Below are 12,824 nucleotides of genomic sequence, written 5' to 3'. Positions count from 1 at the left end.
ACCATGCACTATCGAACCATTCGGACGGCACTTCTAGTGGCCAGCGGACTTGGCCTTTGCACCACAGGCGCCCGCGCACAATCCAGCGTCACGCTGTACGGCTTGCTGGACAGCGGTGTGACCTATGCCAGCAAGGTCGCCGGCACAAACGGCACAGGCGCCCGCATCGGTGTGGACAGCGGCAACCTGCAGCAATCCCGCTGGGGCATGCGCGGCACAGAGGACCTGGGCGGCGGCATGAAGGCCATATTCATTCTGGAGGGCGGTATCACGCTGGACAACGGCGCGTCCACCCAGGGCGGACTGCCGCTCGGACGCACGTCGGTCGTCGGGCTGTCGGGCAACTTCGGCACAGTCCAACTGGGTCGCCGCAAAGACTACATTGATGAGATCGCCACGTGGTATGCGAGCGTCTACAACTTCGGCACGTTCATCAATGGCGTGCACGACAACAACCTCGACCGCGTCGGCGGCAATCGTTCGAACAATTCGGTGCGTTACGACACCCCTAACTGGGGTGGATTCACGGCCAACGTGACCTACGCGTTCGGCGAGACCGCCGGCTCGATGGCCGCCGGGCAGTCGTTTGGTTTTGGGGCGAACTACACCGCCGGCGGATTCGGCTTGGGTTTCGGCTACTGGCAATCGGGCCTGGGAACGGGTACGGCAGCAACAAACACTTCCAGCGACGCAGGGGCCGCGTCAGCAGCCGGATGCAACCCCGCATTCGGTAACGCAGGAAACGTCTGTGTCCGTACGTGGATGGTGGGCACAAGCTATCGATTCGACAAGACACGCGTCTACTTCTCGTGGTCTCGCACGCTGCAACCGCTGGCCCGCTTTGCAGGTACGGCCGCGCCGTTTGCCACCACGTTGACGAGTGCGGCCAGTTCCGGCGCATTTTCCGCCGCGGGTTCCAACAACAACGCCACCAATGTCTTCGACCTGGGGGTGAACTACTGGGTGCTGCCGAACCTGGAACTGATCGGCGCAGTGCTGCAGTCGCGCTACGCATTCGTGGGTGCCGGGGCACAGGGCCGACTCACGCAGTTCAATGCTGGCGTTGACTACTTCCTGTCCAAACGTACCGACCTGTACGCGTACGTAGCCAACCTTCGTGCGTCGAACATGTATAACCCCGGCATCATCGGCGGCGCACCGGGTCGCAATGCAACGCAGACTGCGGTAACGGCAGGGATTCGCCACACGTTCTAACCTCAAGCGGGCGGCCAGGCGATGCATTGCGCCGCCCATCAGCACGTCGGCCTGTGACCTCGCAGCGAGAGGTTTCCCTAAGAACAAGCATTCCGATCGGGCTGCACAGCCCGCATCCAATGCCCGCGAACGCCTTGTCAGCGCTTCCATGAAAATGGCTTCTCGAAACATCCGCTCCAGAATCGTCATCGCACTTGGGTCGTGCGCAATCCTGATCGTGATCGTCGGTTTGATCGGGGCGCGAGGGATGTGGGTCCTGAGCAGCGACATGCGCAACATGTACGTGGAAGACACGGCACCCATCGCCGATCTGGCCGTGGTCGAAAGCTCCGCACTCCGCATCCGTCTGGGGCTCATGCGCATGCCAGGGCTGCCGAATGCCGGCGAGAAGACAGCGATGATTTCACGGTTGGCCGAGACCGGAAAAGCGCTAACGGCGGCATGGCAGCGCTACTTTCCTGCGCAGGCCGTATCGGCGGAGGAGCGCGATATCGCTCGACGCGTCGACGCTGCAATCAGCGAGTTCATCCCCCTGTCCGTCAAGGCAAGTGAGGCGCTCGAGAAAGGGGATATCGAGCGCTCCCGCCAACTGCTCGATGCACTTGCAGGTGCTAGTCAGGTGATTTACTCAGGCGTAGATCGCATCGCGACGGTCAAGACCGAGCATGTGCGGCAGACAGCGGAAGCGGGTGCAAACACCTCTCGAAGCATGATGCGGATGTGCGCCGTCGGCGTCGCGCTTGCGCTTCTAACCGCCTTGCTGATCGGCATCTCGCTGGTTCGTGCGATTTCCCGGCCGCTCGATGCCTGCATTGCGGTGGCTCGTCGCATTGCCGACGGCTACCTTGAGAACGACATCGTCGCCACCACAGACGACGAGTTTAGCGAGCTACTGCAGGCCCTGGCACAAATGGACGCTCAGCTCGCCAGCGTTGCACGCGGCATACATGCGTCGAGCGATTCGATCATTTCGGCTGCAGCGCAGATTGCCAAAGGTAATAGCGATCTTTCTGTGCGGACAGAGGAACAGGCTGCATCCCTGGAAGAAACCGCCAGCACGATGGAAGCGCTGGCCGCGTTGAACCGTCAGAACGCAGGCCACGCACAGGAAGCGGTCAACCTGGCTGGCGGCGCGGCAAAAGCCGTTGCCGAGGGAGACACCGCCACAGCGCAGATGCTCGCCACCGTGCAGGAAATCATCGACTGCGCGGGAAAAATATCGGATATCACAACGCTCATCGACGACATTGCATTCCAGACCAATATCCTTGCCTTGAACGCGGCGATTGAAGCCGCCAGGGCTGGCGGGGCCGGGCGAGGCTTTGCTGTCGTCGCCGGCGAAGTCCGCAGCCTCGCGCAACGCGCGTCGGAAGCAGCCAAGGACATCCGCAAGCTGACCCACCACTCGACTGCCACCGCGCAGTTGGGTGCAAAGCACATGGATGTCGTCGGGCGCGCTATGCGGGGCATTTCCGAAGCAATGACCCATGTCGCAAAGACGAATGCCGCGATGTCGGCGGCATGGACGGAACAGACAGGCGACATTGAAGAGATCCATCGCGCGATCAGCCGGTTGGATGAAGTCACTCAACGCAATGCCGCGTTGGGAGAGGAAGCCGCAGCGGCGGCCGAGGCGCTGCATGAGCAGGCTGGCGTCCAGCATCAATGTTGGCCAAGCTGCGTCTGAGACAGGCAGCTTGAGCGTTCAAATTCGGTTCACGCTCGCTGCCGTGTCGCGTTTATCAACGACACGGCTTCGAGCAGATAGAGACGAATTAACGCTCGTGGTCGTACCCTTCTTGATATTGCAGCTTCAAAGGCTGCTTGCCACATTGAACGTGGCCCCAATCCAGTTCTCGACCGAGAACGATCCACTCAGCAAGCCAGTGTCCAGTGTATGCAAGGGCGTGCCGGTGCAAAAAGGCATCACATGTCACTAATCTGATTTGCACGCCATCACAAGACTATGAAAGGTGGCTTGGATCAAAGCGATCCTCTCACGGTTGCGTGGTTGGCGCGCTATCAATGATCGTGCCCCTTTCAGGGGTCAGGCTATATCCGAGGGGTAGGTCAATGCATCTCAGCACCAACCCACACTGTTCGGCCACTTCGTTGACAAGTTGCTAGTCGCGAGGTCAGGCAATCAAGAACCTATCCCGATTCTTGCCGATCCATGCTGGAGCGCGACCGCGTCCCGACCAAGTAGCGCCCGTCTTCGGATCGCGATACTTCGGTGCAACGGTTGCCTTCTTCGCTGCAACCCGACCGCGTCGAGAAGCAAGACCGAGATCCTCTGCGGTCAGTCCATACTCAGCCACGACCTGACGGACTTGTTCAATCACAGTCTGGAGCTCCTTGACACGCGCGCTCTCGAGCTGCTCTTCCAACTTTGCCTTCTGAGCCAACAACTCTTTGTATGTCGCCATGACCGATCCTCATGAGGGTTTTTGAAATCGAATCATAGCGGATTGCATCCTGAAGCCAAGAAGATGCTGAGCGCGGACTACTATGCCATCCCATTCCTCGGCAGAAAATTTCCGCTAACTTTGACTTATCTTCGGCGCGAGTGACCTTACAGCGGAATTAGTACCGTCCAGAAGCTGAGTTTTCCATTCCAGCCGCTCCACCTGCTGTTCACTTCGGGACGCGAGGAACGCATCGGATGCGAACCTCCCTTCTGGCTGGCCTAAACATCGACAGTGGAAGTAATGGCAGCCGCGCAAGTAGCTTGCCCGCGACTTGTTGCGAAGGCGCCCCAGCGAATAGAGCGGCGACTTGCTCCAGACCGAGAACGACAAAAGACTCCCCTCGCTGCATCCGAATCCTGAACTCGGTGCCGCCCGCCCGGACCCACCGAAGTACTGCGGCGCTCGGCTTGCCGAACACCCACACCGATGTTCCGGAAATTCTTACCGGCGGAGCAGCAAGGTACGTAGAGAGCTCACTGACGGCGACGCGAAAACGCCTTCGCCCCCGTTTCGCCGTCGCCGAACTGCGCGTTTTGATGGCACCCAATAGATTACGCACGGCACGACACCTTTAATTTCACGCGGGGAAATAAACTCATATAAATCAATGTCTTGATAAGCATATCGACGTCCGATTATTGGAACATACATTTGCAAACATTAGGCACATGTGCCCATTTTTCGGATATGGGTGTCGCAGCTCCAATGATATGAGTTTAGTACACCGTTCGGGACTTTATTTGTCTCATTTTGAAAATGAGACTCTGAGTCACGCTTTTTATTTTTTTCTGAACATATACTCGCCTCGACGATTTAAGCAGTCGTCGGCGCACTCTGCTGAAGCCTTGGTACGACAGGGATTCCTGCCCAGACACGGTCGCAGGCAACGTTGCGTATGCAATAAAAAAGCGCGCACAAATCCACTCAACAGGCCAATCACGGACAGTCACCTTAAATAAGGCTCTGGCATGAAAGGAACATCCTCGCTGGCAAATCTAGATGTTGGTGGTTCAGATGGCTTGGTGGCCCCGGGCAACCCTCTGCTGGACAACATGCCAGCGGTCCCAAAGCTATCTCAGGCCATGCGGCTCATGGATCAAAAAGCCACAAGCAGCTACAGCCGCTCCTCGCGCGAAGAGACCATCATGCGCCAAGCATCCAACATCTACGTTCCTAGCGCCAACTCTGCGGGCATTGTGAGCGCCGTTGTTGCTCAAGTGCGTGCCTCCTATATGGATAGGGATCTACGCATGCCCGACTATCGGGACCACACCATTGCGGCAAACCTCTTCTTGCATGATCGACCAACAAGAAATAGCGCCACACCCCCGTCTCGATTTGGGCTGGGACCGCGAGCACGTCCGCGCGGCATAGCAGTTGCCGCGCCGGTTCGCATGGGGCGACGCCGCCTTGCCGATATCGTCGAATCAGTTGTGGGGCGGGGCTGCGTAATGAATCGCTTGCAAACGAACAACGGCTTTTGCGAGTACGCTCAACTTCGATCCCTGCGCATGCAGTGGCCAATCGAAGGTAAGTTGTCGGGGTTTGCGCAGGGATTCTTAGGCGCATTCGACACAGTTCTCAATACAGCATATGCCAACCGTATTCGAAGCCCGCAGTTTCGGGACACCGACGCTGTGGCAGTGGTCACCGCGCTCGGCGTAGTGTCTAACCTTGGTTTGCTTATCGTCGAGGGAATTGGCACCGAAACCTCCACCGGCAAAGCCGCCCACGCAACGTGGGAAGCACTTGCTCAATTCACGCGAACCACGGGCATCCCTGTGTTATGCCTTGCAACCCCGGGAGCCGTGATATGTGGCTTATCTCAGCTCCCAAGTGTCGCCGGAGCCTTGGCACCGCAGGGCCTATTCGAGATCACACGCTCGGGACGGGCTGAGGAAGACCACTGGAAGGCGGTTTGCAAAGCTCAGTTCGATGCCACGCTCCGGGTCGCCGGCATTGCCACGATGCCTGAATGGCTGCCTGCCGCCGCTTACGACTTGACGTTTGGGTATCCCGGCCTCCTTGCAACGGCGCTAAGCAGCATCTCGCTGCAACTCTTGTCACTCGACGTAAAAAAGCTCAACGCCGACACATTCCATACGTACGGCAAGAAAGCGCTCGCTCTGCACGAAGGCGATATCAACGCAATTCGGCAGATCGGAATGGGGGGTCAGTACCGGGGATCTAGTCTAGTTCGATACGGTGACTGGCTCGGTGTTCGGCAGTTGGCGTCAACGCACCCCGCGCCACTGTTGGCTCCTAGGTAGGCACCCTATGCTCCGAACCCTGTATACCGCCGCCGCCCTCGAGACGCCATTCAGCCTTCTCATGACACTGGCTGCCACCACAACAGATTCCGGAGTGCGGCAACTTCGTAGCCAAGTGTTGCTACGCGGGGCACCTCTTCTACAAACAGCACCCTGTCGACTGCAGTTGTTCTGTGACTTGACCAACCGGTGCTATGGCGAGGCGGCCCAAGTTTTAGCTGAGCGCACTCTTTTCCCGTTCTATGCGGGTTGCCTCTCTGCCTCTTCGGCTGCAACGCTTGCAGAGCAAGTTTGTAATGGCAAGCGCTGTCGAGTGAGTTGCCCCTTACCACCAATCCATTTACAGGTCGGGAATCGCTACGGATTGGAATGCCCGGAATGTTCGAGATTGAATCGCGAGCTTACTGGTAGGCGTTGCTCCCTCACTCTGCATTGCATCCCGTTCCTGACAAGGTGCCCAGTACATCAATGTCAATTGAGACTCGTTGCGAATTGCAGCGCTAGCGAGCTGATGTTCCTCGCAGCCGCCAATCGGGGGCGGAAGCGCAATAGTCTAAGCCTCGCCGAGACGTGCCTAGAGCTCCTGCAGGGCACGTCCTGTCACAGTGCATTGGATACAACGGCTAAAACGTTGCACGAGCGAGGCTATGTGTCTGAGACCCGCAAGCTCAGGATGGCAGCTCTGATAAGAGATTGCACGGCGGCGCTTTCCAACGGATTTGAAGACGTAAGACTTGACATGTGGCTTCGCTCAGAAGCTCTACTACTTCGCCTGTTACGTTACTTTGAGCGCCCGATGGCCGCCCCGCACCCGACGGCCGTTGCTGTTCTGCAAGTCGCTCTGTCTCGGATCGAGTATGCGCCCACACTGACTTCACCCGTTGCCGCAAATTGCAACACGGAGGCTCCTGCTTCAGAGCAGAAGCTACAAAGAGTTCAAGAGAATCGGGACTTGTGGATTGGTGTGGTTGCATGTACCAGCATGACTTCGATGGCTACCGCCAGGAGCGGTTGAGGGGCGTCTACCGCAAGTGGCATGGCAAAGCTCCATGGGAGCTATCGCACTATCAGCCGCCGGCGAATGACAACCACAGTTAAGAGACTGGCGGACCGGCCTTGCCCGTCGAGTGTCGTCATTGCTGTTTTTTGGCTTGGCCCCTGCCCCTGCCCCTGCCCCTGCCCCTGCCCCTGCCCCTGCCCCTGCCGGCGAGCGTGCACCCACTCCCATCACCATGATCGCCTAGCGGCGCCGGGGTTTATGCTGCATAGCAGCAAACTATCATCTTCGCGACAACATGATTGGCTATCGGAAAACAAAACTGATAGAAATTTTTATTTTAATAACAGAGTTAATAACAATTAACACCTGATTACTTAGGAAAAACCCTTGTGAATTATGGATTCGCGGGGTTTAACGCCTATCACTCGGTGTAAAAAAAGGGGCGTTGCCGCCTTCTGTCAAGTCTGGTCAAGGTCGATTGATCCACTATACTTAGTGGCAACCCTGCCCTGACACCCTGCATCTAGGGGTCGCGACTGTACTGGAGGTAGCAGATGAAGTTACCTGCGCATGGCGCCCGGTAATCGCCGATACCGGTGCCGCCAGTGAAAAAGAGAAGGCCCAAGCAGTGCACACTCCCCTAGACAAGGACGCGCTGCTTGGGCCCGAGGCACAGCTTGAAGCAGCAGTAGAAGGTGTTGATTGCGTCAACAATCGACGCCTTCTCGCGAACTTTATTCCCTTCTGGGAAGGGTTTCTTTCGCCATCACCTTTTTGATGCACTGCACTCTTCAAGCTCGATTCTACGTTTCGATCGCAGGAAATTCCAGCACTTTCTATGTGACGTGCACCCTGCGTTCGCTCTGTGACTTTTGAACTTCATTTCGAACAGAAGAGTAGATTCATGGGCAAATTTCTAGTACGCGTGACGATTCACGATGGCTCTCGTGAAGACTACGAGCGCCTCCACGAAGCGCTTGCACGGATCGAGTTTTATCGCTGCATTGTGGGAGATGATCTGCGAGCACACTGGCTCCTCGATGCCACATACATGGGGTTCTCTGCGTTCCACGTCCTTGTCCTGCGTGATTTGGTAGTTGACGTCACGCAGCGTGCAGTGCCCCGCACAACCGCCCCACAAGTTTTGGTTGTGCGGTACGAAGAGGCGGCATGGGTTCTGGATGAAATAAGCGCAAGCCGAAGCCTTGTGTCGGACAACGGACTTTTCCGCAAGGACGGTCCGCATGCAATTCGCCAAGTCTAAGGAGGCGAAGCATGACGACCCAGCAGCAGTTTCTCGACATGCTCAAAGACATTGAGCCATCGTCCTCAACCGTTGCAGCATGCTCGAGTGCACACAATACGCTACGCACAGCTTTGGCAGAGCACGAAGAGTTCGGCGACGTCCATGTCGAAACCTTCCTCTCTGGCTCCTATAAACGCGACACAGCAATCCGCCCAACAACTGTTGGCGGCGAACTTCAACGACCCGATGTCGACATCATTGCTGTCACGGACCACACCGAAGACGACGAACCGCAGGTTGTGTTGGACGCGGTATACAACGCGTTGCGAGATGCGGGCTACACGAACCTGACGGTCAATCGGCGATCGATCAACGTAAAGCTGACTGCCGTGGACATGGACGTTGTGCCGGTGATCGAGGACGGCGACGCCTACCTCATTCCGGACATTCATCTGAAGACATGGCTACCCACTAACCCACCAGCGCATACGCAATGGACGGTCGACGCTAACGCGCGAGCAGATGGGCGCTTCAAGCCCCTCGTGAAGCTGTTCAAGTGGTGGCGACGTGTGCATCTTGCTGACCTGAAACGCCCCAAGGGCTTCATTCTGGAATGCTTGGTCGAAAAGCACATGAGCTGCACTGACACGAGCTACGAGTCACTGTTTGTCACGCTCTTGGAGGCCATTCGCGACTCCTACGGTTACTACGCCATTTTGGGTGCCGTGCCGCACCTTGAGGACCCAGGCGTACCAGGCAACAACGTCTTCTCGGCTGTCACTGCAGAAGAGTTCAAGACGTTCTACGACAAGGTCAAAGAGCAAGCGTCCCTTGCTCGCCAAGCAAAGGACCAGGCTGACGACGACGCAGCGCTGAAACTATGGCGCCAAGTGCTTGGAGCGCGCTTCCCAGCATCCGCTGCAAAGAAATCGGCCACGGGTCTAGCCAATTCGTTGCTGCGCCCTGCCGCGGGGGTTGGGCTGAGCTTCCCGCCCACTCCGGTCTACCCTAACAAACCAGCGGGCTTCGCCTGATGGCGCTACTCCAGGACCAACCCAAACGCATGGCGCGCGAGCAGCGCCTGCTGACTGACCATGGTCGCTCCACGCCCGGGTTTACCTTGCACGGCTGGGGTAAAACCGTCGCCGGCGAACTGTGCGCTAACTTCAATTTGCAGTTGGCCGTCGGCAGTTTCAATGGCACGCTGGTGTACCCGGATATGTTCCCAGACGTACCTGCCTTCATTCGACCTCAGAAGGCGGGGGAACACTGGAGCCGACATCAATATGGGGGCTCCGGCGTACTCTGCCTGCAATACGGCCCCGACAACTGGCACACTGATATTACCGGCGTCGATCTGGTGCGCAGTGCCAACACTCTCCTGTGGGGCGAAGTAATGGCAATACTTCAACCGAGGTATGGCGCTCCACCATCGCGCCATACCTCAACGCGGGGGCAAGACCTACGAGGAGTAGACCGTCGACTCCTCGTCACGCAAGGCATGCGACATGCACTTGCAGGCTCCCCGCCTGGTGAGCCGCAGCAGCTAAAGGTCGTCATAACGTACTGCCGTGAGGGCGCTGTCGCTGTGCCGACTGCCTTTGGTTCTCCCCCCAAGCCCATCCCCGACGTACCACAAGCTTTCGCCGCCGAGCGCTTCGAGTGGTCTGGTTGGGTTGTGCCGGTGACATCTATCGAAGAAGTTAGACAGGTCAAAGACCTCAACTCGTTGAAAACGATCCTGGGGCCAGCGTGGCCCTGGAGCACGCCCCTGAGCGATCAACTTCGGCCGCTGCTCCTGCACGACACCACGGGCGAGATGCGTGCGTTCGTTTTGACAGGCGGGGACGAGCCTACCCTTATCAAATATACGCCCGTGGATCTCGCCAGCGATGCAGTCGAGAGACTTCCCGAGGCGTACGGCAGGCTCGCTGACCTGAGCGTTGCCGTTGTTGGTCTGGGGTCGCTGGGCAGCAAGATTGCGGTGTCACTGGCCCGTGCCGGCGTGCGACGCTTCCTCCTGGTTGACGATGACGTCTTGGCCCCGGATAACTTGGTGCGCAACGAGCTCAACTGGTTCGACGTTGGCTTCTCGAAGGTCGAAGCGACCGAACGTGAGTTGAAGCGAATCGCAGTTGGTGTCGACGTCGCGACCCGCAACTTCCGGGTTGCAGGTCAGGAGAATCCGCAACTTCTATCGCAACTGGCATCGGATTTGGCCACATGCAACATGCTGGTCGATGCTACCGCCGACCCTCGGGCGTTTGTGACACTCGCAGCAATTGCTAAGCGCTGCAAACTCCCCATGGTCTGGGGCGAGATATTCGGCGGGGGTGGGGGTGCCTTGATGGCCCGCAGTAGGCCAGGATTGGATGCTGACCCGCTGAGTGTTCGATCGCATATCCACGGTGTCATGGGAACCATGGCGCCAGTTCCAGAAGGCTCAGCCAAAGACTACGGCCTCGAGGCCGAGGGCAGGACATATGTCGCATCCGATGCGGATGTGATGGCACTAGCAGCAGCGATGACGCAGTTTGCATTGGACATCCAGTGTGCCAATGAAGTGACCGCCTATCCCGTAGCGGCTTACCTCATGGGATTTCGAAAGTACTGGGAGTTTCGGTGCCCGTTCGACACGATTCCGATTGACTCTTCGGGAGCTCTTCAACCGGTCCCCGAGTCCCAGCAGCTAACAGCAGATGAGGCGGCAGACCTGGCCGAGCTCACTAAGGCTATGGAGACACCCGGCGGTGCTGCGGATAACAGTTCCTATTGACGTGCAGGCCGAGTTGCATCACGCCATGAGCAAAGCAGGCGATCGAGAGTGCGGTGGCGTGCTGATGGGGGAACACGTTGGCGTGAATCACTTTGTCGTGAGAGCGGTGACAGTACAGAAACCTGGGGCCATCGCATCTTTCGTGCGGAGTGTGACTGGTGCGTTGAAGGCAATCAAGGAATTCTGCCGTATCAACGGCAACGACTTCACTCGATTCAACTACTTGGGCGAGTGGCACACCCACCCGCTGTTCAGCGTGCAGCCGAGTATGCGAGACCACACCACCATGAGAGAGCTGGCTACGAACGCAGCCGTCGGAGCCAACTTTGTTGTGCTGCTCATTTTTCGCATCAATCGAGGTGAACTGGAAGGCAGCGCCCATACCTACTTGCCGGACGGTAGCGTGCATCGGTCCAAACTGGATATGGAGAACCAAGCATGAGTGCAGGACTGCTGGAGAAGGAATCGACGGGCGGTGCGACTGCGCGCGTGGGCTTCGAATACCAAGATGCGTTTGTGTTGCAACACCTGCCCTCTTGGCTAGCGCAAGGCGCGTTCAGCCACGTGGTGAGCGAAGCCATCGGCGACGTGGAGGTTTGCTACTTCGCGCCGGCTGGTGGCATTCATCGGGTGATGTACGAAGCAAAAAACTACGCGCTCACCGCGTCCGAGTTCTGGAAAGAGATCGAGCGGTTCAAGAACGTCTTCGAAACCTCCCCCAGCGAATACGTGCGCTTTGCATTGGTCTGCCGGGACTACAACTCTGTAACGGCGCCCTTGTTGTCAAAGATCTCTCGGCTGCGGGGCGTTGGGTCCTCTTATCCGCCTGACTCTGTCATCTTGGCGAACGGGCGGCAGGAGGTGCTCGACTGGTGCATGGAAAAGAAAGTCCGCGCTGATCTCGCTGCTTTCGCTCTTGACCGCGTTGACTTCATATCGTTCGCCGCCGAGCACGCTGACTCCGCGTTTTCGGGAGAGTTGGAAAAGCACTTGCCGCACACAGATCTGAGTGGAAAGCAGGTAGGGCGGCTCCGCGACAACTGCAAAGCACACATCGCGCGCTCGTCGTCTGGACCTGTATATCGGAGGGCGATCGAAGCAGACATCTGCGATGTGCTCGGCGGTGACAGCACAAGATGGACCTCGACTCCGTGTAAGGTCTACCTTCCCAACGGTTCGACGGCGTTCCAAGAACTTGGTCTCGACATCAGCAACTTCGATGGCCCCGCCCGGGGCACCCTTTCCGCGGTCGATTGGCATGCGCTGTCAACTGCAGCGACAACAATCGGGGACTTCGTCAAGGACAGCACTCTACGCAGAGGCGTCGCACTTGACGGTAAGCATCGAATGTCTACGGCCTGTGCGCTGGGGTATGCCTTCAGCGCGACGCGCGGGTTCACACTAGTGATTGATCACAATGGCTTTCAGTACCGCACGGATCTGCACAAACGCTCTGATGGCACGTTCTTCAATGTGACGCTATCAGGTCCACACGAAGACCATCAAGAGCGTATCGTCTGCATCGGTTTCCCCACCCCCGTCGGGGCGGACATCGGTTCTATTTCCGCCGTAGATCCGACTCGCTCACCAAGGCTGGTATTGGAGAGCACCAAGACCATTGACGAGATGGCGGTATTGAACCTCGCCGTGGCTGAGGCCAAATCCGCCTTGACTCAGTTCCGATCCGAGCATGCGCTATCGAAGCTGCACCTCTTGGTAAAAGCCCCATCAGTGTTTGCGATGGTACTAGGACATCGTCTAAACGGTCTTGGCACCATTCAACTCTACGATTGGATAGACGGGAGGTATGTTCCCACGGTCTTGTTGAATACGTAGCAGCGGCAGACGG

General features: G+C 57.8%; 9 protein-coding genes. 8 read left to right on the top strand and 1 reads right to left on the bottom strand.

Annotated features, from left to right (window positions below; translation table 11 throughout):
• The first annotated feature begins 3 nt into the window (after positions 1–3).
• Positions 4–1,215, top strand: a complete 1,212-nt coding sequence (locus M1D44_RS17970; protein WP_439004630.1) for a porin — start codon at positions 4–6, stop codon at positions 1,213–1,215.
• A gap of 148 nt (positions 1,216–1,363) precedes the next feature.
• On the top strand, positions 1,364–2,902 hold the full coding sequence (locus M1D44_RS17965) for a methyl-accepting chemotaxis protein (protein ID WP_439004629.1): 1,539 nt from the start codon (positions 1,364–1,366) through the stop codon (positions 2,900–2,902).
• Between the two features lie 448 nt (positions 2,903–3,350).
• Here the strand turns inward: M1D44_RS17965 and M1D44_RS17960 are convergent, their stop codons facing one another.
• Positions 3,351–3,641 (bottom strand): H-NS histone family protein, encoded by a 291-nt coding sequence (locus tag M1D44_RS17960; protein WP_439004628.1) that lies wholly within the window; start codon positions 3,639–3,641, stop codon positions 3,351–3,353.
• A gap of 1,010 nt (positions 3,642–4,651) precedes the next feature.
• Between M1D44_RS17960 and M1D44_RS17955 the strand changes: the two genes are divergently transcribed.
• From M1D44_RS17955 to cap4, 6 genes are all read left to right on the top strand, one after another.
• Positions 4,652–5,953, top strand: a complete 1,302-nt coding sequence (locus M1D44_RS17955; protein ID WP_439004627.1) for a hypothetical protein — start codon at positions 4,652–4,654, stop codon at positions 5,951–5,953.
• A 1,904-nt stretch (positions 5,954–7,857) separates the two neighbouring features.
• Positions 7,858–8,217 (top strand): hypothetical protein, encoded by a 360-nt coding sequence (locus M1D44_RS17950; RefSeq protein WP_439004626.1) that lies wholly within the window; start codon positions 7,858–7,860, stop codon positions 8,215–8,217.
• Between the two features lie 11 nt (positions 8,218–8,228).
• The gene (locus M1D44_RS17945) at positions 8,229–9,233 is read left to right on the top strand and encodes an SMODS domain-containing nucleotidyltransferase (RefSeq protein ID WP_439004625.1); all 1,005 of its coding nucleotides are present in this window, start codon (positions 8,229–8,231) and stop codon (positions 9,231–9,233) included.
• A 29-nt stretch (positions 9,234–9,262) separates the two neighbouring features.
• Positions 9,263–10,975: a ThiF family adenylyltransferase gene (locus M1D44_RS17940; protein ID WP_461241620.1), complete on the top strand. Its 1,713-nt coding sequence runs from the start codon at positions 9,263–9,265 to the stop codon at positions 10,973–10,975.
• Positions 10,976–11,000: 25 nt separating this feature from the next.
• A complete protein-coding gene (locus M1D44_RS17935; RefSeq protein WP_461241619.1) occupies positions 11,001–11,417 on the top strand; it encodes a Mov34/MPN/PAD-1 family protein in 417 nt (138 codons plus the stop codon).
• On the top strand, positions 11,414–12,811 hold the full coding sequence (gene cap4 / locus M1D44_RS17930) for a CD-NTase-associated endodeoxyribonuclease Cap4 (RefSeq protein WP_439004622.1): 1,398 nt from the start codon (positions 11,414–11,416) through the stop codon (positions 12,809–12,811). Before M1D44_RS17935 ends, cap4 begins: the two co-directional genes overlap by 4 nt.
• Positions 12,812–12,824 lie beyond the last annotated feature (13 nt).

The sequence above is a fragment of the Ralstonia sp. SA306 genome (genome assembly GCF_054792405.1).
This window is presented reverse-complemented; position numbering and strand designations above follow the sequence as displayed.

Excerpts from the sequence above, each read along its gene's own strand:
- M1D44_RS17945 (WP_439004625.1), top strand. The coding sequence starts at position 8,229 with ATGACGACCCAGCAGCAGTTTCTCGACATGCTCAAAGACATTGAGCCA.
- M1D44_RS17940 (WP_461241620.1), top strand. The coding sequence starts at position 9,263 with ATGGCGCGCGAGCAGCGCCTGCTGACTGACCATGGTCGCTCCACGCCC.
- cap4 (WP_439004622.1), top strand. The coding sequence starts at position 11,414 with ATGAGTGCAGGACTGCTGGAGAAGGAATCGACGGGCGGTGCGACTGCG.
- M1D44_RS17935 (WP_461241619.1), top strand. The coding sequence starts at position 11,001 with ATGAGCAAAGCAGGCGATCGAGAGTGCGGTGGCGTGCTGATGGGGGAA.
- M1D44_RS17965 (WP_439004629.1), top strand. The coding sequence starts at position 1,364 with ATGAAAATGGCTTCTCGAAACATCCGCTCCAGAATCGTCATCGCACTT.
- M1D44_RS17950 (WP_439004626.1), top strand. The coding sequence starts at position 7,858 with ATGGGCAAATTTCTAGTACGCGTGACGATTCACGATGGCTCTCGTGAA.
- M1D44_RS17955 (WP_439004627.1), top strand. The coding sequence starts at position 4,652 with ATGAAAGGAACATCCTCGCTGGCAAATCTAGATGTTGGTGGTTCAGAT.
- M1D44_RS17960 (WP_439004628.1), bottom strand. The coding sequence starts at position 3,641 with ATGGCGACATACAAAGAGTTGTTGGCTCAGAAGGCAAAGTTGGAAGAG.
- M1D44_RS17970 (WP_439004630.1), top strand. The coding sequence starts at position 4 with ATGCACTATCGAACCATTCGGACGGCACTTCTAGTGGCCAGCGGACTT.